The 26,456-nt window shown below is 73.0% G+C and carries 24 protein-coding genes; 7 read left to right on the forward strand and 17 right to left on the reverse strand.

The window, feature by feature from the left end; translation table 11 throughout:
- Position 1: 1 nt before the first annotated feature.
- Together L6241_RS03450 and L6241_RS03455 are read right to left on the reverse strand one after the other, a co-directional pair.
- Positions 2-802 (reverse strand): HAD family hydrolase, encoded by an 801-nt coding sequence (locus L6241_RS03450; RefSeq protein ID WP_368244848.1) that lies wholly within the window; start codon positions 800-802, stop codon positions 2-4.
- Complete coding sequence (locus L6241_RS03455; RefSeq protein ID WP_368244849.1) at positions 799-2,568, reverse strand: proline--tRNA ligase; 1,770 nt, start codon at positions 2,566-2,568, stop codon at positions 799-801. The genes L6241_RS03450 and L6241_RS03455 overlap by 4 nt, the downstream gene beginning before the upstream one ends.
- Before the next feature lie 138 nt (positions 2,569-2,706).
- On the opposite strand from L6241_RS03455, the gene L6241_RS03460 reads away from it, so the two are divergent.
- Together L6241_RS03460 and L6241_RS03465 are read left to right on the forward strand one after the other, a co-directional pair.
- Entirely contained in the window at positions 2,707-3,663 is a 957-nt protein-coding gene (locus tag L6241_RS03460; RefSeq protein WP_368244850.1) for a WcbI family polysaccharide biosynthesis putative acetyltransferase, read from the forward strand.
- Between the two features lie 40 nt (positions 3,664-3,703).
- Positions 3,704-4,243 (forward strand): pyridoxamine 5'-phosphate oxidase family protein, encoded by a 540-nt coding sequence (locus L6241_RS03465; protein ID WP_368244851.1) that lies wholly within the window; start codon positions 3,704-3,706, stop codon positions 4,241-4,243.
- On the opposite strand, the gene L6241_RS03470 is transcribed toward L6241_RS03465, so the two are convergent.
- Genes L6241_RS03470 through poxB form a run of 4 tightly spaced genes read right to left on the reverse strand, consistent with a single transcriptional unit; the run spans position 4,237 to position 7,823 of the window.
- Positions 4,237-4,887 carry a peptidoglycan DD-metalloendopeptidase family protein gene (locus L6241_RS03470; protein WP_229299169.1) on the reverse strand — a complete coding sequence of 217 codons (651 nt, stop codon included), beginning with the start codon at positions 4,885-4,887 and terminating at the stop codon, positions 4,237-4,239. The genes L6241_RS03465 and L6241_RS03470 overlap by 7 nt on opposite strands.
- Positions 4,888-4,903: 16 nt before the next feature.
- The gene (locus tag L6241_RS03475) at positions 4,904-5,692 is read right to left on the reverse strand and encodes an NAD-dependent deacetylase (RefSeq protein WP_368244852.1); all 789 of its coding nucleotides are present in this window, start codon (positions 5,690-5,692) and stop codon (positions 4,904-4,906) included.
- Complete coding sequence (locus L6241_RS03480; protein WP_123092784.1) at positions 5,689-6,090, reverse strand: MauE/DoxX family redox-associated membrane protein; 402 nt, start codon at positions 6,088-6,090, stop codon at positions 5,689-5,691. The genes L6241_RS03475 and L6241_RS03480 overlap by 4 nt, the downstream gene beginning before the upstream one ends.
- An 8-nt stretch (positions 6,091-6,098) precedes the next feature.
- The gene (gene poxB, locus L6241_RS03485; RefSeq protein WP_368244853.1) at positions 6,099-7,823 is read right to left on the reverse strand and encodes a ubiquinone-dependent pyruvate dehydrogenase; all 1,725 of its coding nucleotides are present in this window, start codon (positions 7,821-7,823) and stop codon (positions 6,099-6,101) included.
- A gap of 120 nt (positions 7,824-7,943) precedes the next feature.
- On the opposite strand from poxB, the gene L6241_RS03490 reads away from it, so the two are divergent.
- A complete protein-coding gene (locus L6241_RS03490; RefSeq protein WP_368244855.1) occupies positions 7,944-8,912 on the forward strand; it encodes a zinc-binding dehydrogenase in 969 nt (322 codons plus the stop codon).
- A gap of 18 nt (positions 8,913-8,930) precedes the next feature.
- Here the strand turns inward: L6241_RS03490 and L6241_RS03495 are convergent, their stop codons facing one another.
- Together L6241_RS03495 and ispG are read right to left on the reverse strand one after the other, a co-directional pair.
- The gene (locus L6241_RS03495) at positions 8,931-9,776 is read right to left on the reverse strand and encodes a GNAT family N-acetyltransferase (RefSeq protein ID WP_368244856.1); all 846 of its coding nucleotides are present in this window, start codon (positions 9,774-9,776) and stop codon (positions 8,931-8,933) included.
- A gap of 14 nt (positions 9,777-9,790) precedes the next feature.
- On the reverse strand, positions 9,791-10,954 hold the full coding sequence (gene ispG / locus L6241_RS03500) for a flavodoxin-dependent (E)-4-hydroxy-3-methylbut-2-enyl-diphosphate synthase (RefSeq protein ID WP_368244857.1): 1,164 nt from the start codon (positions 10,952-10,954) through the stop codon (positions 9,791-9,793).
- A 253-nt stretch (positions 10,955-11,207) separates the two neighbouring features.
- Here ispG and L6241_RS03505 point away from each other — a divergent pair, with 253 nt between their 5' ends.
- Positions 11,208-12,173 (forward strand): hypothetical protein, encoded by a 966-nt coding sequence (locus L6241_RS03505; RefSeq protein WP_368244859.1) that lies wholly within the window; start codon positions 11,208-11,210, stop codon positions 12,171-12,173.
- A gap of 108 nt (positions 12,174-12,281) precedes the next feature.
- Here the strand turns inward: L6241_RS03505 and L6241_RS03510 are convergent, their stop codons facing one another.
- The 6 genes from L6241_RS03510 to L6241_RS03535 all read right to left on the reverse strand — a co-directional run bounded on the left by L6241_RS03510 (position 12,282) and on the right by L6241_RS03535 (position 17,752).
- Positions 12,282-13,625: an RIP metalloprotease gene (locus tag L6241_RS03510; RefSeq protein ID WP_368244860.1), complete on the reverse strand. Its 1,344-nt coding sequence runs from the start codon at positions 13,623-13,625 to the stop codon at positions 12,282-12,284.
- Positions 13,626-13,629: 4 nt separating this feature from the next.
- Positions 13,630-14,808, reverse strand: coding sequence for a 1-deoxy-D-xylulose-5-phosphate reductoisomerase (gene dxr / locus L6241_RS03515; RefSeq protein WP_368244862.1), 1,179 nt, complete (start codon positions 14,806-14,808; stop codon positions 13,630-13,632).
- Positions 14,805-15,302, reverse strand: coding sequence for an acyl-CoA thioesterase (locus tag L6241_RS03520; RefSeq protein ID WP_368244863.1), 498 nt, complete (start codon positions 15,300-15,302; stop codon positions 14,805-14,807). Before L6241_RS03520 ends, dxr begins: the two co-directional genes overlap by 4 nt.
- 75 nt (positions 15,303-15,377) lie before the next feature.
- The gene (locus L6241_RS03525) at positions 15,378-15,719 is read right to left on the reverse strand and encodes a barstar family protein (RefSeq protein ID WP_123092778.1); all 342 of its coding nucleotides are present in this window, start codon (positions 15,717-15,719) and stop codon (positions 15,378-15,380) included.
- Complete coding sequence (locus L6241_RS03530; RefSeq protein ID WP_368244865.1) at positions 15,716-16,228, reverse strand: ribonuclease domain-containing protein; 513 nt, start codon at positions 16,226-16,228, stop codon at positions 15,716-15,718. The genes L6241_RS03525 and L6241_RS03530 overlap by 4 nt, the downstream gene beginning before the upstream one ends.
- A 60-nt stretch (positions 16,229-16,288) precedes the next feature.
- Complete coding sequence (locus tag L6241_RS03535; protein WP_368244866.1) at positions 16,289-17,752, reverse strand: NAD-dependent succinate-semialdehyde dehydrogenase; 1,464 nt, start codon at positions 17,750-17,752, stop codon at positions 16,289-16,291.
- 132 nt (positions 17,753-17,884) lie between these two features.
- Here L6241_RS03535 and L6241_RS03540 point away from each other — a divergent pair, with 132 nt between their 5' ends.
- The 3 genes from L6241_RS03540 (at position 17,885) to L6241_RS03550 (ending at position 22,161) form a co-directional block, all read left to right on the forward strand.
- Complete coding sequence (locus L6241_RS03540; RefSeq protein WP_368244867.1) at positions 17,885-18,778, forward strand: SDR family oxidoreductase; 894 nt, start codon at positions 17,885-17,887, stop codon at positions 18,776-18,778.
- A gap of 144 nt (positions 18,779-18,922) precedes the next feature.
- Positions 18,923-21,088 (forward strand): DUF6421 family protein, encoded by a 2,166-nt coding sequence (locus L6241_RS03545; RefSeq protein WP_368244868.1) that lies wholly within the window; start codon positions 18,923-18,925, stop codon positions 21,086-21,088.
- Positions 21,085-22,161, forward strand: a complete 1,077-nt coding sequence (locus L6241_RS03550) for a low specificity L-threonine aldolase (protein ID WP_368244870.1) — start codon at positions 21,085-21,087, stop codon at positions 22,159-22,161. The genes L6241_RS03545 and L6241_RS03550 overlap by 4 nt, the downstream gene beginning before the upstream one ends.
- A gap of 329 nt (positions 22,162-22,490) precedes the next feature.
- Here the strand turns inward: L6241_RS03550 and L6241_RS03555 are convergent, their stop codons facing one another.
- The 3 genes from L6241_RS03555 to L6241_RS03565 are packed head-to-tail and all read right to left on the reverse strand — an operon-like array spanning position 22,491 to position 26,454.
- On the reverse strand, positions 22,491-23,906 hold the full coding sequence (locus L6241_RS03555) for an APC family permease (protein ID WP_368244872.1): 1,416 nt from the start codon (positions 23,904-23,906) through the stop codon (positions 22,491-22,493).
- Entirely contained in the window at positions 23,903-25,594 is a 1,692-nt protein-coding gene (locus L6241_RS03560) for an amidohydrolase (RefSeq protein ID WP_368244875.1), read from the reverse strand. Before L6241_RS03560 ends, L6241_RS03555 begins: the two co-directional genes overlap by 4 nt.
- Positions 25,591-26,454, reverse strand: a complete 864-nt coding sequence (locus tag L6241_RS03565; RefSeq protein ID WP_368244877.1) for a nitrilase-related carbon-nitrogen hydrolase — start codon at positions 26,452-26,454, stop codon at positions 25,591-25,593. The genes L6241_RS03560 and L6241_RS03565 overlap by 4 nt, the downstream gene beginning before the upstream one ends.
- Positions 26,455-26,456: the final 2 nt, after the last annotated feature.

A 26,456-nucleotide genomic window follows, 5' to 3' on the forward strand; every position in this document is an offset into this window, starting at 1 on the left:
CTCAGCCCTCGAGCCAGCCGTCGACGACGGCGAGGATGTCGACGAGCTCGTGGACGGTCGCGTCGGGCTCGACGTCGACGGCGACCTGCTGGTCGAGCGGGATGTCGCTGTGGGGCACCCAGATGGCGCGCATGCCGATCTCCTGCGGCCCGAGGACGTCCTCGAAGAGCCGGTCGCCGACGTAGACGGTGCTCGTCGCCTCGACGCCGAGCGCCTGGCACACCGCTGCGAAGGCCCCCTCGTGGGGCTTGGTCACGCCGATCTCGCTGGAGTAGACGTCGGCGTCGAGCAGGTCGAGCACGCCGTCGCGGGCGAAGACGTCGCGGTGGTAGTCGCGGCTCCAGATGGTGTTCGACAGCACGCCGACCTTGAGCCCGCGGGCGCGCAGGCCCTCCCACAGCGGCCGGACCTGCGGGTCGGTGATCGTGTGCGGCTCCCAGAAGCGGCGGTAGGCCGCCAGGGCGAGGTGGTGGCGGTCGTGGCGCGGGTCGACCCCGGCCCGGCGCAGCACCTCGTCGAGGCTCGAGCTGCGCTGGTCGCCGCGCGTGCTCTGCCAGGCCTCGTGCTCGGCGGCGAGGATCCGCTCGGCGAGCTCGTGGGCCCGGGCGAGATCGGCCTCGGGCACCTGCGCGGAGTCCACGGGGATGCCGTGGACCTCGCGGGCGAAGACCCGCCACTGCTCGCCGAGGTCGATGGCGTGCCAGGGCGTGAGGGTGCCTCCCCAGTCGAAGACGACCGCCCGGACCGGGCCCGGCGCGGGCCGGCTCGGCGCGACCCGCAGCGGCGTCTCCTCACGGCTCACGACGACCGCACCTCCGCGAGGAGCGCGCTCACGGCCTCGTCGACGGGGACCTCGCGCCGGTCGCCGGTGCGCCGGTCCTTGATCTCGACGACGCCGTCGGCCAGGCCCTTGCCGACGACGAGGATCGTCGGGACCCCGATGAGCTCGGCGTCCTTGAACTTCACCCCGGGGCTGACGCGACCAGCGCGGTCGTCGTAGACGACCTGCAGCCCGTGGCGCTCGAGCTCCTCGGACAGCTCGGCGGCCTTGACGAAGATCTCGTCGCTCTTGCCGGCGGCGACGACGTGGACGTCGAAGGGGGCGACGGATCGCGGCCAGACCAGGCCCCGCTCGTCGTGGTTGTCCTCGGCGATGACGCCGACGGCGCGGGTGACCCCGATGCCGTAGGAGCCCATGTGCACCGTGACGAGCTTGCCGTTCTCGTCGAGGACCTTGAGGCCGAGCGCCTCGGCGTACTTCTGGCCGAGCTGGAAGATGTGGCCCATCTCGATGCCGCGGGCCAGCGTCAGCGGGCGGCCGTTCGGGCCGAGGTCGCCCTCGCGGATCGCCGCGGCCTGGATCGTCCCGTCGGCGGTGAAGTCACGCCCGTGCACGAGGTCGATGACGTGCTTGCCGTGCTCGTCGGCGCCGGTCACCCAGGCCGAGCCCACCGCGATCAAGGGGTCGAGGAGGTAGCGGATGCCGCGCTCCTCGCCAAGGGCGCCGGGGCCGATGTACCCCTTCGCCAGGTGCGGGTGCGCGGCGAAGTCGCGCTCCTCGAAGGCCTCGACGGCGGCCGGGGCGACCTTCGCCTCGAGACGCTTCGGGTCGACCTCGCGGTCGCCGGGCACGCCGATGGCGAGCGGCTCGCGGCGGCCCTCGGGGTGCTCCTCGTCGGCGGGGTGCACGAGCATGACGATGACGTTCTTCAGCGTGTCGGCCGCGGTCCACGCGCGCCCGTCGGTGCGCGGGTGGTCCCGGTTGAGCGCGGCGACGAGCGTGTCGATCGTCGGGGTGTCGGGGGTGTCCTCGACGTGGGCGGGACCGACGGTCACCTCGACCGGCTCGGCCTGGGGCACGGTGACGGCCTCGACGTTGGCGGCGTAGCCCTCGCCGTCGCGCACGAAGGTGTCCTCGCCGCCCTCGTTGACCGCGAGGAACTCCTCGCTCGCCGAGCCGCCCATCGCGCCGGAGTCGGCGTGGACGACGACGTACTCGAAGCCGAGGCGGTCGAAGATCTTCACGTACGCGTCGCGGTGGGCGTCGTAGGACTTGCTCAGGCCCGCCTCGTCGACGTCGAAGGAGTAGCTGTCCTTCATGACGAACTCGCGCCCGCGCAGCACGCCGGCGCGCGGCCGGGCCTCGTCGCGGTACTTCGTCTGGATCTGGTAGAGCGAGACCGGCAGGTCCTTGTAGGACGTGTAGAGGTCCTTGACCGCGAGGGTGAACATCTCCTCGTGGGTCGGGCCGAGGAGCATGTCGGCGCCCTTGCGGTCCTGGAGGCGGAAGAGGTTGGGTCCGTACTCCGTCCACCGGTTCGTCGCCTCGTAGGGCTCCTTGGGCAGCAGCGCGGGGAAGCTCAGCTCCTGGCCGCCCATCGCGTCCATCTCCTCGCGCACGATGCCCTCGACCTTGCGCAGGACCCGCAGCCCGAGCGGCAGCCAGCTGTAGACGCCGGGCGCGGCGCGACGGACGTAGCCGGCCCGCACGAGCAGCTTGTGCCCCGGCAGCTCGGCGTCCGCCGGGTCCTCGCGGAGGGTGCGGAGGAAGAGGGAGGACATGCGCATGACCACGGTGGTTGGCTCCTGGCAGCTGGGGGTGGGGCAGACGTGCCCGGGCAGGATATCGGTGGTCGGCGGACCGCCCGTCGAGGCGGGCCGGTGGCGAAGGGGGTGAGCCCGCCCTCGGGCTGCGAGGCTGGGCCGATGAGCACCCAGCAGTCGACAGGCACCGACGAGGGACGCCGTCGCCACTACGGCGTCTTCTACGGGATCGACCCCCTGCCCGGGGCGGACGAGCCGGGCGCACGCCCGCTGCTCGCCGTCCTCGGCAACTGCCAGGCCGAGTCCCTGCGCATCACGACGACGACCACCGCCGACGGCACGAGCCCCGTCGACTCCGTGCGGGTGCCGCCGGTGCACGAGCTCGAGGCGTCGGACATCCCCCACCTGCACCGTCTGCTCCCCCACCTCGACGTCCTCGCCGCGCAGCCGGTCCGCGACGACTACCGAGGCCTGCCGCTCGGCACGAGCCAGGTCCGGGCCCACCTGCGCGAGGACGCCCGGCTCGTCACCCTGCCGGTGCTGCGCGACCCCAGCGCCTACCCCTTCCAGGCGCTCGTGCGCGGCGCGGCCGGCGACCCGCCGGTCGTGCCGTATCACGACCTGCGCACCCTGGCGCAGGCCGCGGGCCTCACCGGCGGCCCGCAGACCCTCGCGGCCGACGAGCTCGCCGAGGCCTACCGCACGATCGCCCGCGAGGGTCTCGCCGAGCTCGCGCGCCGGCAGTCCGTCTCGAGCACCCTGCGCGCCGACGACGTCGTCGCCGAGACGCTCGGCGAGGGGTGGACGATCAACCACCCGGGCAACACCGTGCTCGTCGCGCTCGGCGAGCGCCTGCGCGAGGCGATCGGGCTGCCCGCCCCGGGCGCGGACCCCGGCCGGGTCCTCCTGCGCTCGGTGCGCACCCCCCTTCGCGAGGACGTCGTCGAGGCCCTCGGCCTGCCGTACGAGCCGCGGGCGGACTGGCTCGTCGGCGAGGAGGTCGTCGCCGACGACGAGGTCCGCGAGACCCAGTCGCGCTGGTACGCCGAGCACCCCGAGATGGTGGGCGCCGGCGTCGAGCGGCACGGCGAGCGCCTGCACCTGCTCGGCTGGCGCTGAGGCCGCGGCCGCTCGCGGGCAGCCGTGCCACGATCGGCGCATGGACGAGCGACCGGTCACCACCCTCGAGCAGCTCACCGAGATCGTCGGCGAGCCCCTCCCCCGAGTGCGCGACAAGGTCCGCACCCACCTCACCGACGTCGACCGCCGGTGGCTGGCAGCCACCCCCTTCGTCGTCGTCGCGACCTCGGCCGCCGACGGGAGCGTCGACGCCTCGCCGAAGGGAGACCCCGCCGGCTCCCTCGTCCACGTCCTCGACGAGCGGACCGTCGCGATCGCCGAGCGACCGGGCAACCGTCGGGTCGGCGGCCGGGCACGTCTCGTCGCGGACGCGCCGTGGTTCGACGACCTCGTCGTGCGCGGTCACCGTCCGGTGCTCGCGCTCGTCGTCGAGGTCGAGGAGGTCTTCCACCACTGCGCGAAGGCCTTCCTGCGCAGCGGGCTGTGGGAGCCGCAGACCTGGCAGCCCGACGCGGTGGAGTCGCGCGCCGAGATCGCGCACGCGCTCGAGCGCCCGGAGGACAGCGTCGAGGAGCTGCGCGAGTACTACGGCGAGAGGTACGCGCAGCAGCTCTACTGACCGGGCGCCGGCCGGCCCGTGACGACCTCGCCCTCCTCGGGCACGCGGGGACCTCCCGGGAGCCGGAAGGCCAGCGGCACGCCCCGCGCGCGCTCCCAGTCGGTGGTGTCGCTGACCTGCAGGTGGACGTGCGGCTCGGTGCTGTTGCCCGAGCTCCCGCACTCGCCGAGGACGTCCCCGGGGCGCACGCGGTCGCCGACGGCGACCCGTGGCGAGCCGTGCCGCAGGTGGGCGAGGACGACGACCGGGCCACCCGGGGCGATCTCGAGGACGACGTGGTTGCCGGCGAGCGCGGCGTGACCCCGGCGGGCGCGCCTCGCCTGGGTGAGGGCGTAGCCGAGCAGGGCGAAGGGGGACCGCCTCGCCTCGTGGTCGGGCTCGCCGTCGTGGACGAGCAGGACCGTGCCGGCGACGGGGGCGAGGATCTCGGCGCCGAAGCCGACGAAGCGTTGCGGGGCCTCGGTGGCGAGCGCGCTGCGCCACGAGCGCGGGGCGCTGCGGCCGTGCTCGTCGACGGCGACGAAGTCGATGGCGTGGCTCGTGCCGTAGAGGGTCGTGCCGTGGCTGGGCACGCGGCGGGCCGGGCTCATCTCGGTGCGCCAGCGCCCGCGGAAGGGCAGGTCGAGGACGACGGGGCCGGTCACGCCGTCCCCGTCCACGTCAGCCCTCGTCGAGCGCGGCGACGAGGGCGGGCAGGGCGGTCGCGGCACCGGCGCGCACGTGGTGGTGGCACAGGTCGGAGACGTCGCTGGGCTGCGGGTTGACCTCGACGACGACGGCGCCCTGGCCGAGGGCCATCGCGGGCAGACCCGCGGCCGGGTAGACCAGGCCGCTCGTGCCGACGACGAGGACGACGTCTCCCCCGTCGAGCCGCTCGACGGCGCCGACCGCTGCGTCCCACGCGTCGCGCGGCATCTCCTCGCCGAACCACACGACGCCAGGTCGGACGTCCCCGCCGCACGCCGCGCACGTCGGTGGGTCGAGCCGCTCGACCGGCTCGTCGGGCACGGCGAGCTCGCCCTGCCACGGGGTCGCGCAGTCGCGGCAGCGGAAGGACAGGAGGGACCCGTGGACGTGCGAGAGGACGCGAGAGCCGGCGCGCTCGTGGAGGTCGTCGACGTTCTGCGTGACGACCTCGACGTCGCGCAGGCGGGCGAGGTCGGCGACCGCCCGGTGACCCGCATGGGGCTCGACCCGGCGCAGCAGGGCGGCCCGCCACGCGTACCAGGCCCACACGAAGGGAGGGTCGTCGTCCCAGGCCTCCTGGGTCGCCAGGGAGGAGGGGTCGAAGCGCTCCCAGAGCCCGCTCTGCGCGTCGCGGAAGGTCGGCACGCCGGACTCGGCGCTCATGCCGGCGCCGGAGAGGACGAGGACCCGACGGGCAGCGCGGAGGGCGTCGACGACGGCGGGGTCGGCGGACGAGGTGGGCTCCCCCACGTCGGCGCTCATCGCCGTGGTGCGCTGCGGGCGGCCCGTAGCGCGGCGCGCACGAGCGGGAGCTGGAGGGGCAGCCGGGCCAGGGTGCCGGCGAAGGCCGCCCGGGAGCCGGTCGTGCGGCGGCGACGGGCGCGCCGGCCGTGGTCGAGGCTCATCTGGACGTTGGCGGGCAGGACCGCGACGAGCAGCGCGGCGCTGGCCAGACCGGCGACCCGACGGGTGCGCGGCACGAGCAGGCCTGCGCCGCAGAGGATCTCGAGGACGCCGGAGACGTAGACGAGCTCGCGCCGGTGGCCCCGCAGCGGGGCCGGGACGATCGACTCGAAGACCTGGGGGCGCACGAGGTGCACGACTCCGGAGGTGATGAGCAGACCGGCCAGGCCGGTGGTCGACAGGTCGCGACGGGGCACGGGCTCTCCTAGAGGATCTGGCGCAGGTTGGCGCGCGAGAGGTCGAGCAGCTCGTCGCCGCGGCCGGACATCACGGTGCGCAGGGCGTAGAGGGTGAAGCCCTTGACCTGCTCGGCGGAGATGGCCGGGGGGATCGTCAGCTCCTGGCGCTCGGTGACGACGTCGACGAGGGCGGGTCCGTCGTGGGCGAAGGCCTCGCGCAGCGCGCCCTCGAGGTCCTCGGAGCGCTCGACCCGCCAGCCGCGGATGCCGACCGCCTCGGCGACCTTCGAGAAGTCGGGGTTGTCCAGACCGGTGCCGAAGTCGGGCAGACCGGCGGCCTTCATCTCGAGCTCGACGAAGTTCAGCGAGCTGTTGTTGAGGACGACGACCTTGATCGGCAGGTCGTGCTGGCGCACAGTGAGCAGCTCGCCCATGAGCATGGCCAGCCCGCCGTCCCCGCTGAGGGTGACGACCTGGCGGTCCGGGTAGGCGCTCTGCGCGCCGATCGCGTGCGGCACGGCGTTGGCCATCGACCCGTGGACGAAGGAGCCGATGACGCGTCGGTCGCCGCGGCAGCTGAGGTAGCGGGCGGCGTAGACGACCGGCGAGCCGACGTCGGGGATGAAGACGGCGTCGTCGGCGGCGATCTCGTCGACGAGCCGGGCGAGGTACTGCGGGTGGATCGCCTGGCGCCGCTTCGAGGGCACGGCGAGGTCGTCGAGCCGCTCGCGGGTGCGGCGGTAGTGCTTCACCGAGTCCTCGAGGTGGTCGCGGTCCTTCGCCCGCGTGAGGAGCGGGAGCAGCTCGCGCACGGTGTCGCGGACGTCGCCGACGAGCCCGACCTCGAGGGGCACGCGCTTGCCGAGCTGCTCGCCGCGGACGTCGACCTGGATGACCTTCGCGTGCTCGGGGAAGAACTGGCGGTAGGGGAAGTCGGTGCCGAGCATGAGGATCGTGTCGGCCCGCTCCATCGCGCGGTAGCCGGAGGCGAAGCCGAGCAGACCGGTGAGACCGACGTCGAAGGGGTTGTCCCCCTCGACGTGCTGCTTCCCGCGCAGGGAGTGCACGACCGGGGCGCCGAGGGTGTCGGCGAGCTGGAGGACCTCGGCCTTCGCTCCCTCCGCACCGACGCCCACGAGCAGGGTCGTGCGGCGGGAGCTGCTCAGCAGGTCGGCCGCCCGCTGCAGCTGCTCGGCGTCGGGGACGACGCGGGCGCGGGCGCGCTCGACGACGGTGACCCGGGTGTCCTGGGCCTCGAGCTGGGCGACGTCGCCGGGGATGACGAGCACGGCGACCCCGCGCTGCTGGATCGCCGCGCGCATCGCGGTCTCGAGCATCCGCGGCATCTGCGAGGCGTCGGAGACCATCTCGCAGTAGACGCTGCACTCCTGGAAGAGGTTCTGCGGGTGCGTCTCCTGGAAGTAACCGCTGCCGATCTCCGAGCTCGGGATCTGCGCCGCGATGGCGAGCACGGGCACCCGCGAGCGCTGGGCGTCGAAGAGTCCGTTGATGAGGTGGAGGTTGCCGGGGCCGCAGCTGCCGAAGCAGACGGACAGCTCACCGGTGAGCTCGGCGTCGGCCGCGGCGGCGAAGGCCGCGGACTCCTCGTGCCGCACGAGCTGCCAGGCGATGCTGCCGTCCCGACGCATCGCCTCGGTGAAGCCGTTGAGCGAGTCGCCGGGGACCCCGTACGCGCGGGTCACCCCGTTGGCCCTCAGGGTGGCGATGACGGTGTCCGCGATGGTGGCCATGCGGGCTCTCCCTTCGGTCGGACGTGCTGTCCTCGCCACGTTAGACCCCTGCGCGACCCGACCCGGCGGGCGGGGCCCCTCGTAGGGTGAGCGCGACACCACCGAGGACGAGGAGACCCCGTGCGCGCCGTGTACGCCGAGAGCATCACCCCCGACGACCCCCTGGTCGGCCTCGTCGTCGGCGAGCGCCCCGAGCCCGAGGTGCCCGACGGCTGGGCCCGGGTCAGCGTCCGGGCGGCGGCGCTCAACCACCATGACCTGTGGTCGCTGCGCGGGGTCGGTCTCGGGCAGGACAAGCTCCCGATGATCCTCGGGTGCGACGCCGCGGGCGTCGACGAGGACGGCCGCGAGGTGGTCGTCCACGCGGTGATCTCCGACCCGTCGTGGACCGGGGACGAGACGATGGACCCGCGCCGCTCGTTGCTCAGCGAGCGCCACCAGGGCACCTTCGCCGACACCGTCGTCGTGCCCCGGCGCAACCTCCTGCCCAAGCCGGCCGACCTCACCTTCGAGGAGGCGGCCTGCCTGCCGACCGCCTGGCTCACGGCCTACCGGATGCTCTTCACCCGCGGCGAGCTGCGCCCGGGGCAGAGCGTGCTCGTCCAGGGCGTCGGGGGCGGCGTCGCCACGGCGCTCGTCGTCCTCGGCCACGCGGCGGGGCTGCGGGTGCTCGCCACCTCGCGCGACGAGGCGAAGCGGGCCCGCGCCCTCGAGCTCGGCGCCGACGCGGTCTTCGAGAGCGGCGAGCGCCTGCCGGAGAAGGTCGACGCGGTGATGGAGACGGTGGGCCGCGCGACGTGGAGCCACTCGATCCGCTCCCTTCGCCCCGGTGGGACGCTCGTCGTCTCCGGGACGACGAGCGGGCCGCAGCTCGACGACGCGGAGCTCACCCGGATCTTCTTCCTCCAGCTGCGGGTCGTCGGCTCGACGATGGGCACCCTGCAGGAGCTGCGCGACCTCACCGCCCTGCTCGCCGTGAGCGGGGCACGGCCGGTGATCCACGACGTCGTGCCGGTCGAGCGGGCGCGTGACGCCTTCGCCGAGATGGAGCGCGGCGACATGGTCGGCAAGCTCGTGCTCACCTTCTGAGGGCCGTCGGCTGGTCCCTCAGAAGAGGATCGTCGCGAAGGCCCCGATCCGCTCCATGCCGATGCGCTCGTAGGTCGCGATCGCCGGCGCGTTGTAGTCGTTGACGTAGAGCGTCACCCACGGGGCGTGGTGGGCGAGCGTCATCTCGACGACGCTGGCCATCATCGGGGCCGCGAGGCCCTGGCCGCGCAGGTGCGGGGCGAGCCAGACGCCCTGGATCTGGGCGCAGCCGAGCGCCACCGACCCGACGTCGGCCTTGAAGATCACCGCGCCGTCCTCGACGACGACGTAGGTGCGGTTCTTGCGCAGCAGCGTGCGCAGGGTGTCGGCGTAGTACGTCGAGGAGCCCTGGTAGGGCGGGTAGCCGATCTCCTCGGTGAACATGTGCTCGGCCGCAGGGAGGACGAGATCGGTCTCCTCGACCAGGCCCGGGCGCACTCGGGGGTCGAGCTCGACGCCCCGGCTCGACGGGGTGTCGCGCATGCCCATGAGCGGCTGCTGCCCGCGCACCGAGCGGGGCCGCCCGAAGCTCTCGCCGACCTCGTCCCACATCGCCATGACCTCGTCGTGGGGGCCGAGGAAGGAGGCGCAGCGCCGACGCACCTTGCGCACGCGGTCGGCGAAGGCGGCGCGGCTGACGGCGTGGGTGGACACGGGCACGACGTTGGCGATGGTCCACACCATCGAGGTGAGGGCCTCGTCCTCGAAGTACCCCGAGACGGCCGTGCTGCCGAGCCCGAGCGCGCCGTCGAGGATCCGGCTGGCGACGTAGACGTTCGCCGCGGGGTCCTGGGCGCACAGCTCGAGGGCGGCCTCACGATCATCTGTCGTCAGGAGCCTCACGGGCGAGCGGGTGCGCAGCACGCGCTCAGCGTAGGTCAGCCGACGGTGACGGTGGGGCTGCCCGCGCCGTCCTCCTCGTCGACGGGCTCGCCGATCTCCTCTGCGATGCGCATGGCCTCCTCGATGAGGGTCTCGACGATCTTGCTCTCGGGGACGGTCTTGATGACCTCGCCCTTGACGAAGATCTGGCCCTTGCCGTTGCCGGACGCGACGCCGAGGTCGGCCTCGCGGGCCTCGCCCGGGCCGTTGACGACGCAGCCCATGACGGCGACGCGCAGGGGGACGGTCATCCCCTCGAGCCCGGCGGTCACCTCGTCGGCGAGCTTGTAGACGTCGACCTGGGCACGGCCGCAACTGGGGCAGGAGACGATCTCGAGCTTGCGCGGGCGCAGGCCGAGGGACTGGAGGATCGAGATGCCGACCTTGACCTCCTCGACCGGCGGGGCCGAGAGGGAGACGCGGATCGTGTCACCGATGCCGCGCGAGAGCAGCGCGCCGAAGGCGGTGGCCGACTTGATCGTGCCCTGGAAGGCAGGGCCGGCCTCGGTGACACCGAGGTGCAACGGCCAGTCGCCGCGCTCGGCGAGCAGCTCGTAGGCGCGCACCATCGTCACGGGGTCGTTGTGCTTGACCGAGATCTTGAAGTCGTGGAAGTCGTGCTCCTCGAACAGGCCCGCCTCCCACACCGCGGACTCGACGAGCGCCTCGGGGGTGGCCTTGCCGTAGCGCTCGAGCAGGCGCTTGTCGAGGCTGCCGGCGTTGACGCCGATCCGGATCGAGGTGCCGTGGTCCTTCGCGGCCTTGGCGATCTCGCCGACCTGGTCGTCGAACTGGCGGATGTTGCCGGGGTTGACCCGCACCGCCGCGCACCCCGCCTTGATCGCCTGGAAGACGTACTTCGGCTGGAAGTGGATGTCGGCGATGACCGGGATCTGGCTGTGCTGGGCGATCTCGGCGAGCGCGTCGGCGTCGTCCTGGCTCGGGCAGGCGACGCGCACGATGTCGCAGCCGGCCGCGGTGAGCTCGGCGATCTGCTGGAGGGTGGAGTTGACGTCGGAGGTGAGCGTCGTCGTCATCGACTGCACCGAGATCGGCGACTCGCTGCCGACCCCGACCGACCCGACCTTGATCTGCCGGGTAGGGCGACGGGGGGCGATCACGGGCGCGGGGGCCTTCGGCATGCCGAGGGAGACAGTCATGCCCTCATTATCCCCCTTCCGCTGGGAGTGGTCTGGGCACTCCCCCACCCCGGTGCGAGCTACGGCGCAGTAGTGGCTGCGATCGCAGCCACTACTGCGCCGTAGCAGGCGGCGAAGGGGGCACCGTCGGGTCTCCGCGTCGCTCCGGATCGACGCAGCACGCAGGATCCACAGACCGCGGCGTAGACCGGTCCTCGTCCACAGGTGCTCTCACGTCAGCTCGGAGCGTGCTCGACAGGATCACGGTGCTGTCATGAGCTATGACTCCGTGGAGGATCTGCCCGACGAGGTCCGCAAGATCCTGGCGCGGCAGGACGGTCTGGTCACCCGGGCTCAGCTCACGCTCCACCAGGTGCCGCGAGCACGGACGCGCTGGCGCTCCGGACGCCACTGGACGGCGATCCTGCCGAACGTCTTCCTCGTCGATCGCGCACCTGCGACGGAGCGTCAGAGATGCATCGCGGCCCTGCTCTGGGCAGGTCCCCGCGCCTACCTCACCGGCCCGTCGGCGGCTCGGCTTCACGGGCTGTCCGTCACCGAGCCGGCACGCGTGCTCATGCTGACCCCAGAACCGTGCCGGTCCCGCGAGCACGGGTTCGCCACGGTGCGACGGACGACAGTGGCCGACCACGCAGTCGTCGAGCGAGGACCTCTGAGGTACGCCTCCGCAGCCCGGGCTGCCATCGACACCGCCTCCCTCCGCCCCTTCGCCGACGACCGCTCGGCCCTCCTCATCGAGGCGGTCCAGAAGGGCACGACCGACGTCGCCGAGCTCCACGAGTGGCTGTGCCGACTACGCACGCGAGATGCGAAACAGCTCTTGGTGCCCCTGCAGCACGCGGCGTCGGGCGCCTGGTCGCTCCCCGAGGCTGAGCTGCTGGATCTCGTCGCGACCTCCGAGATCCTGCCGCTGCCGATGGCGAACCCGGCACTCGCCACCGCGGACGGCCGCGCTCTGCTCACTCCCGACGTGTGGTTCGACGACGTCGGGCTGGCGGTGATGGTCCACTCTCACCTGCACCACTCCCAGGGGCAGGAGTGGGTCGAGACCGTGGAGCGTGACGGCGACCTCACGCGTGTCGGTGTGGTCGTCGCCGGGGTGACGCCGACCGGTCTGCGTCAGGACCCGAGCGGGACCCTGCGACGGCTCGAGGACACCTACGTCGCCGCACAGGGACGCTCCCGGCCTGACGTCGTCGCGATCCCGAAGCTCTCCTGACGCCCGTCGCCTCGCCACATGCGACGGGCGACCTGACGACCCTGCTACGGCGCAGTAGTGGTTGTGATCACGACCACTACTGCGCCGTAGCTCGCACAAGTGGAGGGGTCAGAGGAGCTTGATCGGCTTGACGATGTCGGCGTAGACGAGCAGGACCGTCATCGCGATGAAGGTCAGGGCGACGCCGTAGGCCAGGGGCAGGGCCTTCGCGACGTCGACCGGGCCGGGGTCGGGCAGGCCGCGGACGCGGGCCCAGCCCTTCTTCACGCCCTCCCACAGCGCGCCGGCGACGTGGCCGCCGTCGAGCGGGAGGAGGGGGATGAGGTTGAAGGCGAAGAGCATGAGGTTGAGCGAGCCGATAAGGCTGATGATCATCATGAGCTTCTCGACCGGGGTCCCGAACTCGTCCGAGCTCGCCACCTCGCCGGCGACCCGGCCGACGCCGACGACCGACATCGGGCTCTCGGGGTCGCGCTCCTCGCTGCCGAAGGCCGCCTGGTAGACCCCGACGAGCTTCTGCGGGATCTTCGCCACGGCGGAGAAGGTCGTCACGAGCATGTCGCCGAAGAGCGCGGGCACCTCGGTCACGGGCTGCTTGACGCGCACGGGGGTGCCGCTCGCGCCGAGGAAGCCGGCCTGCTCGAGGACGGGCTCCCCCTTCGCGTCCTCGACGACCCGGCCGTCGTCGCCGATCTTCGGCTGGTCGAGGACGATCGGGGTCGCGGTGACGGTCTCGTCGCGCCCCCCGCGGTCGACGGCGATGCGCATCTCGCGGTCGCCGTTGGCGCGGATCTGCGCGCGCACCTCGTCCCACGTCGTCACGGCCTGGCCGTTGATCGCCGTGATCGTGTCGCCGGGGCGCAGGCCCGCCTCGTTGGCCGGGGCCGTGGGCATGTCGGGCGTGCACTCCTGCGCGGTGCTCTGCCCGGCCTTGGTGAGGTCGACGCACTCGCTGACGGAGGAGAGCCTCGGCGAGGTCTGCACCGTGCCGTAGAGGGTGAAGATGCCGCCGAAGATGACGAAGGCGATGAGGAGGTTCATCATCGGCCCGCCGAGCATGACGGTGATCTTCTTCGGCACGGACAGCTTGTAGAAGAGCCGGTCCTCGTCGCCGGGTCGCACCTCCTCGAAGGACTGCGCGCGCGCCTCGTCGGCGAGCTGGCTGAAGCGGCCCGTGCTCGACGTGCGGATCGTGCCCGGCTCGTCACCCGCACGCGGCGGGAACATGCCGATCATCCGGATGTAGCCGCCGAGCGGGATCGCCTTGACCCCGTACTCGGTCTCTCCGCGCCGTCGCGAGAAGACCGTCGGGCCGAAGCCGACCATGTACTGCGGGACGCGGACGCCGAAGCGCTTGGCGGGCACGAGGTGCCCGATCTCGTGCAGCGCGATCGACAGCGCGATGCCGAGGAAGACGAGCACGACCCCTGCGAGGAACAGCATGGTCGCCATCGTCTCATCCCCTCACGACAGCCGCAGCGGCCTCTCGCGCCCAGCGGTCCGCGGCGAGCACCCCGTCGAGGCTGTGGGCGTCGAAGTCGCCCCCGTCATGGCGCCCGACGACCTCGGCGACGGTGTCGACGATCCCGACGAAGGGCAGCGCCCCGTCGTGGAAGGCGTCGACGGCCACCTCGTTGGCCGCGTTGTAGACGGCGGGGTAGGTGCCACCGGCGGTGCCGACCTGGCGGGCGAGCTCCACGGCGGGGAAGGCGACGTCGTCGATCGGCGCGAAGTCCCAGCTCTGCACCTGGGTCCAGTCGCACGGCTCGTCGACGTCGGGCAGGCGCTCGGGCCACGACAGCCCGAGCGCGATCGGCACGAGCATCCGCGGCGGACCCATCTGCGCGATCGTCGACCCGTCGTGGAACTCGACCATCGAGTGGATCTGCTGCTGCGGGTGCACGACGGTGGCGATCCGCTCGAAGGGGATGTCGAAGAGCAGGTGGGCCTCGATGACCTCGAGACCCTTGTTGACCAGGGTCGCCGAGTTCGTCGTGATGACGCGGCCCATGGCGAAGTTGGGGTGGGCCAGGGCCTCCTGCGGCGTCACCTCGGCGAGCTGCTCGCGGGTGCGACCGCGGAAGGGACCGCCGCTCGCGGTGACGACGAGGCGCCGCACCTCCGACGACCGTCCGCCCCGCAGGCACTGCGCGATGGCCGAGTGCTCGGAGTCGACGGGGACGACCTGGTCGGGCCCGGCGAGGTCGCGCACGAGCGGGCCGCCGATGATGAGCGACTCCTTGTTCGCCAGCGCGAGCGTCGTGCCCGCCCGGAGGGCGGCGAGCGTCGGCCGCAGGCCGATCGCGCCGGTGATGCCGTTGAGCACGACGTCGGCCTCGCGCCCGGCGACCTCGGTCGCGGCGTCCTCGCCGACGAGCACCTCCGGGTCGTACCCGGTGACGCCCGCGGCGTCCGCGGCGGACCGCACGGCCGCCCGCAGGTCGTCCGTCGACCCCGCCGCCGCCGCGACGAGCGGCGCCCGGTGCGCGACGGCCTGCTCTGCGAGCAGGCCGACGTTCGACCCGCCCGCCAGCGCCCCGACCTCGAAGCGCTCGGCGTTCGCGGAGATGACGTCGAGCCCCTGGGTGCCGATGGAGCCCGTCGACCCCAGGAGGGTGACGCGGGTGCGGGTCATGCCGCACCCCCTTCGCCACGCGAGGTGCGGATCTCGTCACGCCGGGCCAGCCGGTGGCGCCGTCTGATCTGCGCCTCGCGGAAGCGGCGGTGCTCCTCCTCGGTCTCGACGCTCAGCTCGGGCACCGGACGGGTCTGCCCGTCGGCGTCGACGGCGACCATGACGAGGTAGGCCGAGGCGACGTGCACGCGCGGCGCGGCGCTGTCCCAGCGGTCGGCCTCGGCGCGCACCCCGACCTCCATCGAGCTGCGCCCCGCCCAGTTGATCTGGGCGCTCACGTGCAGGACGTCCCCGACCCGCACCGGGGTGAGGAAGGTCATCTCGTCCATCCCGGCGGTCACCGCCGGCCCCTGCGCGAAGCGGTTGGCCACGACGCCGGCGCAGTCGTCGACCATCTTCATGATGTTGCCGCCGTGGATCGTGCCGAGGAGGTTGGCCTCCGTCGCGTTCATCACGTGGCTGAGGGTGACCTGGGTCGAGGTGGGGGTCGTCACGCCCCCATGATCCCCCACCGCGCCGGCCCGCCCGTCGGGCAGCCCGCCAGCCTGCGCTCCGACCCACCGCGCAGGTCAGCCCGCGCGGGCGATCTCGACGGCCACCGTCAGCTGTTCCGCGTCGTGCTCGAGGTCGCCGAGGACGCCGAGCAGCGCCTGGTCCTCGAGCACGCCGGACGCGGCAGTCGGCCGCCACAGCAGGGTCCACGCGCCGTGGTGCCGCGTCGCGACCTCCATGAGGCTGTCGTAGAGCGCGTCGAGGTTGCGCCCGAAGTGCTCGGGCAGGTCGAAGGACGCGGCGAAGGCGTCGTACGCGGTCTCGCGGTCGGACCCGCCGTCGACGACGTGGACGTGCACGTGGTGATGCATCGCCTCGACGAGCAGGGCGTCGACGGCCTCGGGCCGCAGCCGGATCACGACCCCACCTCGACCTGACGGAAGCTCGCGTAGTGGTCGGCCGTGTAGTACGTGTCGCCCTCGTCGCCGACGACGAGGCGGCGCGCCCCGCGGTCGTCCTCGCCGGGCGTCGGCACGGTGTACTCGGCGTAGTACCCGCGCTCGCGGATCGGCAAGATCCGCTCGCGGTTGCCGAAGGTCACCCCGTCGCGGTCGTACGGGAAGGGCCCGCCGGCCGCGACCAGCGCGAGAGTGCGGCGCCCCTCGGGCGGCAGCGAGGAGGCGGGGACCGTCGACAGCCCCGAGTCCGGCGTCGCCGCCGCGGCGGGCCGCGCGGAGGACGAGCGCGAAGGGGTCGACGACCGCGAGGCGGGCGGCGACGGCTGCGCGGAGGTGGACGACGTCGACGAGGACGACGGGGCGCCGGCCGGCTCCACGTCGTCGCCGCCGCCGATCGTCAGCCAGGCGGCGAGGAGGAGCAGGAGCACCCCGGCGACCACCTGCAGCCGCTGCCGCCAGGTCGTGCTCACGCGCGTGCCGTCGAGGGTGCCATGGGGAGATTGTGCAGCCCCGTGGCACCCGCGGCGGGCCTACAGGGCGATGCCGATGTACTTCGTCTCGAGGTACTCCTCGATGCCCTCGAATCCCCCTTCGCGCCCGTAGCCCGAGTGCTTGACCCCGCCGAAGGGGGCGGAGGGGTTGGAGACGACGCCCTGGTTGACCCCGACCATGCCGAAGTCGAGGGCCTCTGCGACGCGGATCATCCGCGAGGCGTCCCGGGTGTAGACGTAGCCGACGAGCCCGTACTCGGTGCCGTTGGCGATGCGCACGGCCTCGTCCTCGCTGCGGAAGGTCGTGATCGGCGCGACCGGGCCGAAGATCTCCTCGCGCATGACGCGCGAGCCCGCGGCGACGTCGGTGAGCACGGTCGGCGGGTAGAACCAGCCCTCGCCCTGCGGCACCTCGCCGCCGGTGAGCACGGTGGCGCCGCCCTCGATGGCCTCGTCGACGAGCGCGGCGACGCCGTCACGGGCCTTGCTCGTGATGAGCGGGCCGACCTGGACGCCGTCCTTCGTGCCCTGGCCGACGGTGAGCCCGCCCATCCGCTCGGCGAACTTCGTCGAGAACTCCTGCGCGACGTCCTCGTGGACGAGGAAGCGGTTGGCGGCGGTGCACGCCTCGCCGATGTTGCGCATCTTGGCCTGCATCGCGCCCTCGACGGCGGCGTCGACGTCGGCGTCCTCGAAGACGACGAAGGGGGCGTTGCCGCCGAGCTCCATCGACAGGCGCAGCAGCTGCTCGGAGGACTGCTCGACGAGCTTCTGCCCGACCCCGGTCGAGCCGGTGAAGGTCAGCTTGCGCAGGCGCGGGTCGCGGATGATCGGCTCGCTCACCTCGCCCGAGCTGCTCGTCGTCACGACGTTGAGCACGCCGGCGGGCAGGCCGACCTCCTCGAGGGTCTTCGCGAGCGCGAGCATCGTCAGCGGGGTCTCGTGCGCCGGCTTGACGACCATCGTGCAGCCGGCGGCGATGGCGGGGCCGATCTTGCGCGTGCCCATGGCGAGGGGGAAGTTCCAGGGCGTGATCATGAAGGTCGGGCCGACGGGCTGCTTCGTCGTGAGCAGCCGGGTGCCGCCGCTGGGCGCCACGGCGTAGCGGCCGTGGATGCGCACGGCCTCCTCGGCGAACCAGCGGAAGAACTCGTTGCCGTAGGTGACCTCGCCGCGAGCCTCGGCGAGCGGCTTGCCCATCTCGAGGGTCATGAGCATCGCGAAGGTCTCGGAGCGCTCGCGCACGAGCTCGAAGGCGCTGCGCAGGATCTCCGAGCGGGTGCGCGGCTCGGTCGCCGCCCACTCGGCCTGCGCGGCGACGGCGGCGTCGAGCGCGGCGGCCCCGTCGGCGGCGGTGCCGTCGGCCACCTGGGTGAGGGTCTGACCCGTCGCCGGGTCGTCGACGGCGAAGGTCGCGCCGCCGGTCGCGTCGCGCCACTCACCCCCGATGAAGAGCTGGGTGGGGGCGAGCTCGAGAGCGGACTGCTGGGTCACGTCGGCCATGAGCGTCACGCTACAACCGCCGCGGGGGTCTGCGGCGTGCACCCGAAGGGAGGGGGCGGCTCCCCCGTCGAGGCGCTCCAGCGGGTGCGACCGTGGAGACGTCCCCACCCCCGACATCCCAGGAGAGACGTCATGTCCGACCAGCTGGACCTGGACAACCCCGTCGAGCGCCACCCGACGATCTCGCCGCCGGAGCAGGACCAGGACTTCCCTGGCTCCGACGTCGGTCTCGAGCCCGGCGCCGACATCGGCCTGAGCAGCTATCGCGGCACCGGTCGTCTGCAGGGCCGCAAGGCCCTCGTCACCGGAGCCGACTCCGGCATCGGCGCGGCGGTCGCCGTCGCCTTCGCCCGTGAGGGCGCCGACGTCGCCCTGGCCTACCTTCCCGACGAGGAGGAGGACGCCGACCGCGTCGCCCGCGTCGTCGAGGAGGAGGGCGGCACCCTCGTGCGCATCCCGGGCGACGTCCGGGACCGCGCGTACTGCGACGACCTCGTCGCGAAGGCCGTCGAGGGCCTCGGCGGGCTCGACGTCCTCGTCGTCAACGCCGGCAAGCAGGTCGCCTGCGAGGACATCACCAAGCTCACCGACGAGCAGCTCGACGGCACGCTGAAGACCAACCTCTACGCGATGGTGTGGATCTGCCGGGCCGCGGTCCCCCACCTGCAGCCGGGCAGCTCGATCATCATGTCGAGCTCGATCCAGGCCTACCAGCCGAGCGCGCACCTCGTGGACTACGCGATGACCAAGGCGGGCATGAACACCTTCGCGAAGGGGTTGTCGCAGCAGCTGGCCCCGAAGGGGATCCGCGTCAACGCGGTCGCCCCGGGCCCGGTGTGGACGCCCCTGCAGGTCGTCGACGGCCAGCCCAAGGAGGCTCTGCCCGAGTTCGGCCAGGACACCCCGCTCGGGCGGGCCGGTCAGCCGGTCGAGCTCGCCCCGGCGTACGTCTTCCTCGCCTCGGCCGAGTCGAGCTTCGTCGTCGGCGAGACCCTCAACGTCAACGGCGGACAGCCCTCGCCGTGACCTGTGTCGCGCCGTCGCGCGACACCTGATGTCCCGCCGCAGCCCCGGCTTGCGAGAAGATCTCCGTCTTTGAGACCCTTTGACGGTCAGATCTTCTTCTCGCCGGGGCTGCTCGGCGTCCACGACCCATGTCAGGGGTGTCCCGTGCGCGACTTCGCCACCGTCCTGTTCGACCAGGCCCACTCGAGCGCCTGGTCCACCGACCGCGACCGGGCCGCCCGGATGAACCCGGCCAACCCCGCGGACGCCTCGCTGGCGCTGGCCGTCGACGCCCTCGCCGAGCGCGGGCTGGCCGTGCGCGAGCACCGCACCGGCGAGCTCGTCGGCGCGGCGCTCGAGGGCGTCGACGTCCTCGTCATCGCCCACCCGGCCGACGCCGCCTCCGAGCGGGTCGCCGGCGACCTGCCCCCGGTCTACTCCCCCGCCGAGATCGCCGCGATCACCGAGCACGTGCGCACCGGCGGCGGTCTCGTCGTGCTCGCGGAGTGCGACCACCGCGCGCACGGCAACAACCTCGACGACGTGCTCTCCCCCTTCGGGCTCTCGATCACCTCGACCCTCGTCCACGAGAGCGCGACCTCGGGCCGGCGCCACCTCGGCAACGCGACGTGGGTCCTGCCCGAGCTGGCGGTCGGGCACAACGGCGGGCAGGGTGTGCTCGCCGGTGTCGGCGAGGTGTGCTTCTACCGCTCCGGCGCGGTCGACGTCTCGGCCGCCCCGTCCGCCCACGTCATCGCCAGCTCGAGCGCCAGCGCCCACCCCGCGCAGGCCCCGCTGGCCGTCACCGTCGAGCACGGGGCCGGCCGCGTCGTCGTGCTCGCCGACTCCGACCTCGTCGGCGACGACTCGATCGCCGACCTCGACCACCGCCGGCTGTGGACCAACCTCGTCACCTGGGCGGCAGTCCCCCGCTCGGCCCACCTCGGCGAGGACGCGCCGCAGGACGCCGCGGCCGAGCGCACCGTCGACACCGCCGAGTGGGCGAGCCTGAAGGCGGCGGTCGAGGAGCTGCGCCTGCTGCAGGGCAAGGACGGCAGCATCGACCGCGAGACCCACGACGAGACCGACCTGGCTCGCGCGGGCGAGCTCGTCGCCTCGATCCAAGCCGACGTCGCCGCGCTCGCGCCGCGCTTCCCGCACGACGCCGAGTACCTCGCCGCGCTCGACACCGACCTCGCCCGCTGGGTCGAGGAGGGCTTCGTCGTCCCCGACTTCCTCGACAGCCTCGTGCTCTTCCACCCCGAGCAGCACCGGGTCGACGGCACCGAGCACCTCGTGCTCTTCCCGATGTACACGCAGAACGGGAACCTCGACCGGGTCTTCGAGGCCGTGCTGCTCGACGTCGTATGGCCGCAGTGGCTCGCCGACGTCGAGGCGCAGCAGCCCAACCCCGCCTTCCTGCCGGTGACCTTCACCGACTTCACCCCCGGCTACGACACGAACTCCGCGGTCCTCTTCCCCGAGACCGTCGCCGTGCGCGAGGTGCCGACCTTCACGTGGGGCGCGATCTTCTGCGACCGCGAGGCCGCACGCTTCCGCGCCGTGACGTCCGCCGCCGCGCAGACCCTCGGGCTGCAGCTGCCGCCGGAGGGCGAGCAGCTCGTCGCGAGCCAGTCGCTCGCGCAGTCGACCTTCGCCATGTGGGACCTCGTGCACGATCGCACGCACAGCCACGGCGACCTCCCCTTCGACCCCTTCATGATCAAGCAGCGGATGCCCTTCTGGATGTACGCGCTCGAGGAGCTGCGCTGCGACCTCAACACCTTCCGCGTCGCGGTGCAGATGGACGAGCAGGGCCACCCGTACGCCCGCCCGGTGCAGCTGGCGATCCTCTTCGACCGCCTCTTCCGCTTCCCGATCACCGGTGACCGGGTGCGCAACTACGACGGCCTCGGCGGCCAGCTGCTCTTCGCCTGGCTGCACAAGCGCGGCGTCCTGCGCTGGACCGACAACACGCTGTCCTTCGACTGGGCCGCGGTGCCCGAGGCGGTCGTCGCGCTGTCCGACGCCGTCGAGGAGCTCTACCGCTCCGGCATCGACCGCAGCCGGGTCGGCCACTGGCGCGCGGCCTACGAGCTCGTCGCCGGCTACGTCTCTCCGCACCCGGGGTCGACCTGGGCGAAGGGGATGAGCGACCCGTCCGCGCTGCCGCTCGACGGCCCGCCGAAGGGCCTGACCGACCTCGTGCAGCCCGACGAGTTCCCGCTCAACGTCTTCTACGAGGCGCTGCGCAAGAAGCTCGCGCCCGTCATCGAGGCGAGCAGGGGCGTGACCGGCACGTCCGCGACCGGTGCGAGGATTGCCGCGTGACGACGACGACCCCTTCGCAGCTCAGCGCCCTGCACGACGACACGGTCCGCGGCTTCGCCAGCGACAACTACGCCGGCATCCACCCCGAGGTGCTCCAGGCCCTCGCGACCGTCAACGGCGGCCACCAGGTGGCCTACGGCGAGGACGTCTACACCGAGCGGCTGCGCAAGGTCATGCGCGGGCACCTCGGCGAGCAGGTCGAGACCTTCCCGGTCTTCAACGGCACCGGCGCCAACGTCGTCGCGCTCCAGGCTGCCACCGATCGCTGGGAGTCGGTGATCTGCACGAGCAACGCGCACATCCACGTCGACGAGTGCGCCGCGCCCGAGCGGATGGGCGGCATCAAGCTGCACGCCGTGCCCACCGGCGACGGCAAGCTGACCCCTGAGCTCATCGACACCGTGCCCGCACGCGTCGGCGACGAGCACTGGCCACAGGTGCGGGTCGTCTCGATCACGAACTCCACGGAGATCGGCACGGTCTACACCCCCGACGAGATCCGGGCGCTCGCCGACCACGCGCACGAGCGCGGTCTCGTCCTGCACCTCGACGGCTCGCGGATCTCCAACGCGGCCGCGGCCCTCGGCGTCTCGCTGCGCGAGCTCGTCGCCGACACCGGCGTCGACCTGCTGAGCCTGGGCGGGACGAAGGCCGGGGCGCTCGCAGCCGAGGCCGTCGTCGTCCTCTCGCCCGAGAAGGTCCGCGGCATGCCGTACCTGCGCAAGCAGTCGATGCAGCTCGCGAGCAAGATGCGCTTCGTCTCCGCCCAGCTGCTCGCGCTCTACGAGGGCGACCTCTGGCTGCGCGGTGCCGGTCATGCGAACGCGATGGCCGCCCGTCTCCAGGAGGCCGTGCGTGACGTCGACGGGGTGCGCCTGGCGACCCCCGCCGAGGCCAACGCCGTCTTCCCGATGCTCGACCCCGCGGTGGCGGACCGCCTCGCAGCCCGCTTCCGCTTCTACCCCTGGGACGAGTCGCGCGACCAGTACCGCTGGATGTGCAGCTGGGACACGACCGAGGCCGACGTCGACGCCTTCGTCGCCGCCCTCCGCGAGGAGCTCGCCCGCCCCTGACCCCGCGAGGTATGGCAATGCGCCCGTCGATCCCCCAGGATCCGGGCGCATCGCCATACCTCGGCGAAGGGGGGCCGAGACCACGACCCCTGGCTGGTCGAGGTGCGAGCGCCAGCGCCCTTCGCTGGTCGAGGTGCGAGCGCCAGCGAGCCTCGAGACCACCGGACCCCCTTCGCTGCTCGAGGCTCGCCCGCCCCTGACCCGCCGAGGTATGGAGATGCGCCCGTCGATCCCCCGGATCCGGGCGCATCGCCATACCTCGGCGAAGGGGGGCCGAGACCACCACCCCGCGCGGTTTCGAGGCTCAGGCCCTGGCGGGCCTTCGCACCTCATCCACCAACCGTCCCCATCCCCGTCACCGGGCCTGCGTCACCGCGCCATCCCGCTCTCGACGTCGGCCTCGGCGAAGTCCATCTCCGGGGGCGGGCGGCGGAAGCCGCGGGTGAGCAGGCGAGGTAGGCGATGCCGACGGCGAGCCAGATCAGGCCCAGCCGCAGCGACTGACCGCTGAGCGAGGTCCACAGCCACACCGACATCGCAAAGCCGACGAGCGGCATGACGAGGTAGCGCACGAGATCGGCCCCGGCGCGGCGGCCCTCGTCGACGACGTAGTGCTTGACCACCGCGAGGTTGACGGTCGAGAAGGCCGCGAGCGCGCCGAAGCTCACGACCGACGCGAGCAGGTCGAGGCTGATGACCGTGGCGAGCAGCGAGATCACCGAGACGAGCACGATCGCGACGACCGGCGTGCGCCACCGTCGTGACAGCAGCGCGAGCGGGCGGGGCAGCACCCCGTCGCGGCCCATGACGTACATGATCCGGGTGACCGAGGCCTGCGAGGTGAGCGCGCTGCCGATGCAGCCCGCCACGTACGCGGCGGTGAAGAAGGTGCCCAGCCACGACCCGCTCACCGCCGCCATGACGTCGAGCGTCGCCGAGTCCGGGTCGGCGAAGGTCGTCGCGGGCGCCGCGAGCTGGGCGACCGAGGAGAGCAGCACGAACATCACGCCGCCGGCGACGGTGACGAGCAGGATCGCGCGCGGGATGTCACGCCGTGGGTCGCGCGCCTCCTCCGCCATCGTCGACACCGCGTCGAAGCCGAGGAAGCTCAGGCACAGGATCGCCGCCCCGGCGAGGACCGGCCCGATCCCCTCGACGGAGCCGTCGCCGACGAAGGGGTTGACGACCGTCTCGACACCACCGGCGGCCCGCAGCGCGAGCGCGACGAAGACGACGATGAAGACGGCCTGCACGGCGATGATGATGGAGCTGGCCCGCGCGATGCTCGTGATGCCGACGACGTTGAGCACGGTGACGAGCGCGATCGCGAGCACCACCCACACCCACAGCGGCACGGCGGGGAACTGCGCCTCCATGTAGATGCCGATGACGAGGTAGTTGATCATCGGCAGGAAGAGGTAGTCGAGCATGAGCGACCACCCGGTGAGGAAGCCCGCGTGGCTGCCGAAGGTGCGCTGCGAGTACGTGTACGCCGACCCCGCCACGGGGAAGGCGCGCACCATCCGCGCGTAGCTGAAGGCGGTGAAGATCATCGCGAAGGTCGTCACGCAGTACGCGAGCGCGACCCGCCCACCGGTCTCCTGCGTGACGATGCCGTACGTCGTGAAGACCGTGAGCGGCACGAGATAGGCCAGCCCGAAGAGGACGAGCGAGGGCAGCCCGAGAGCACGGCGCAGGGTGACGTCCTGCCGGCTCGCGGGCGCGGGTCGAGGGGTCGTGCTCATCTCGGGGCTCCTGCCTCGTCGGTGCCTGGGGAGGGATGGACGGCTCGACCGGCCAGCCAGGTCCGCCGGACCCGGATGCCGTCGATGTCCCGCGGTGAAGGGAGGTCGCGCGGGTCGGCGGTGAGCTCGACGAGGTCGGCGACCGGCGGCCCGCCGGCGACGCACCCGGGGTCGAGGCAGCCCGCGTCGCGGCGCGCCTGGTGGGCGCTGCCGAGGGTGTAGGCGGCGAGCGCCGCCTCCACCGGCAGGCGCTGCTCGGGCACCCACCCGCCCTCCGGCACGCGGTCCTGCGTCTGCCGCGAGCACGCGACCGCCATGCCCTCGAGCGGGTCCGCGGAGCTCACCGGCCAGTCCGACCCGAAGCTCAGCGGCGCACCGAGCGCGTGCAGGTCGGCGAGGCAGTACTGCTCGTCGACCCGCGGCTGGCCGAGCCGCGGCACGGTGAGCACCGTCATGAGGTCGTCGAGCTGGGCCCACAGCGGCTCGGCGTTGGCGATGACGCCGAGCTCGGCGAAGCGAGCACGGTCGGCCGGGTCGACGAGCTGCACATGGGCGACGACGGCACGTCGGTCACGCCGACCGTTGGCGGCCTCGGCGGCTCCGACCGCGTCGAGCGCGGCCCGCACGGCCCGGTCGCCGATCGCGTGGATGTGCGGCTGCAGCCCGTGCGCGTCCACCGCGGTGACGGCCTCGGCGAGCTGCTCGGGCGGCCAGACCATCATCCCGTCGACCGGGCACCCGCACGCGGCGTGCTCCTCCGGGCGGCTGCCGTCGAGCAGGGTGGCGTAGGGCTCGAGCAGCGCGGCCGTGGCGTTCTCGACGACCCCGTCGGCGAAGAACTTCACCGACTCGGCCCGCAGGTGCGGGTGGCCGAGCGCCCGCACCTGCTCGCGCATCGCGAGGATCTCCTCGAGCTGGTCGGGCCAGCGCCGCGGGTCGGCGTGCAGCGCGAGGTCGAAGCGCACGGGTAGCCGGTCCTCGCGGGCGGCGCGCAGCCAGGCCGGCAGCTCGGCCGGGGTGACCCATGCGTCCTGCACCCAGGTGACGCCGAGGGCCGCGTAGGCGCGACCGGCCCGCTCCACCGAGCGGACCATCGTCTCGACGTCCCACTCGCCGAGCACGTCGGTGACGAGGTCGACGGCGCCCCACTCGCGCAGGGTGCCGAGCGGCGAGCCGTCGGGCCGTCGCGCGATCTCGCCGAGCGGCGGGTCGGGGGTCTGCGCGGTGATGCCGCAGCGCTCGAGGGTCGCCGTGCTCACCCAGACCGTGTGGTAGTCCCAGGCCCGCAGGACGACCGGCCGGCCGGGGGCGGCCTCATCGAGCCAGCGCGCGTCGAAGAGCCCCCCGTCGACGAGGCTCGCGTCGTAGGACGCGCCGCGGATGACGTCGAGGTCGGGGTGGGCAGTGGCGTACCGCGCGACCTCGGCGACGATCTCCTCGACGCTCGTGCACCCCCGGATCGCGGGCCCCTCGGACTCGAGCCCGCCGAAGAGCGGGTGGGCGTGGCCGTCGCCGAAGGCGGGCAGCAGCAGGGTCGGGACCTCGTGCTCGACGGCCCCGATCTCGCTCGCGCGCTCGCGCGCCCGGTCCCCCGTCGCGACGACCCGCCCGTCGTCGACGAGCAGGGCGTCGAGGTCGCCGGTGCACGCCGACCAGATGCGTCCGGTGAAGAGGGTGGTCTGGCTCATCGCTCGCCTCCGGCGTCGTAGATCTCGGGCCTGCGGTCGGCGAGGTAGGTCGCCCCGTCCGGCGGGTGCGCGGCCCGCAGCGGCAGGTCGACGACGAGGAGCTCCTCGCCGTCGGGGCCTCCGCGGGCGAGGACGGCGCCGTCCGGCCCGACGACGACGCTCGCCCCGACGTAGCGGGTCTCGCCTTCGCTCCCGCAGTGGTTGGCGTAGACGACGGGCGTCGCGTTCTCGATCGCCCGTGAGCGCACCACGACGTCGTTGACCGCGACGTAGGGCTCCATGTTGGCCGTCGGCACGAGCACGGCGCGTGCCCCGGCGAGCGCCGCCGCACGCACCGCCTCGGGGAACTCCACGTCGTAGCAGACCATCGTCGCGACCGGCACCCCGTCGACCGAGCCGAGGGCGAAGGGGTGGTCCCCCGCCTCGACCCGGGTCGTGTCGAGACCGCCGAAGAGGTGCGCCTTGTCGTGGACGACGACCCCGTCGGCGGAGGCGACGACCCCGCTGTTGCGCCACGTCCCCCCGGGGTCGACGCGCAGGACGCCCGCGACGATCGCGACCCCGGTCGAGCGAGCGACCTCGGCGACTGCGTCGACGGCGCCGTCGACGTCCTCCGGCTCGAGGACCCCCACGTCGTACCCGGTGAGCACGGCCTCGGGGGCGACGACCACCCGCGCGCCCTGCTCCGCGGCTGACGTCGCCGCGGCGCGCAGGCGGGCGAGGTTCGCCGCCGGGTCGCGGGGCTGCGGGTGGCACTGCCAGACCGCGACCCGCAGGGTCTCGGGGGGCGGCACGGTGTTCTCGGGGCTCAGGCCCTGGCGGGCCCTCGCACCTCGACCGGCGATGAGGCTCTCGCTCATCG

It is taken from the genome of Janibacter sp. Y6 (genome assembly GCF_040900765.1).
Classification (GTDB): Bacteria; Actinomycetota; Actinomycetes; order Actinomycetales; family Dermatophilaceae; genus Marihabitans; species Marihabitans melonis.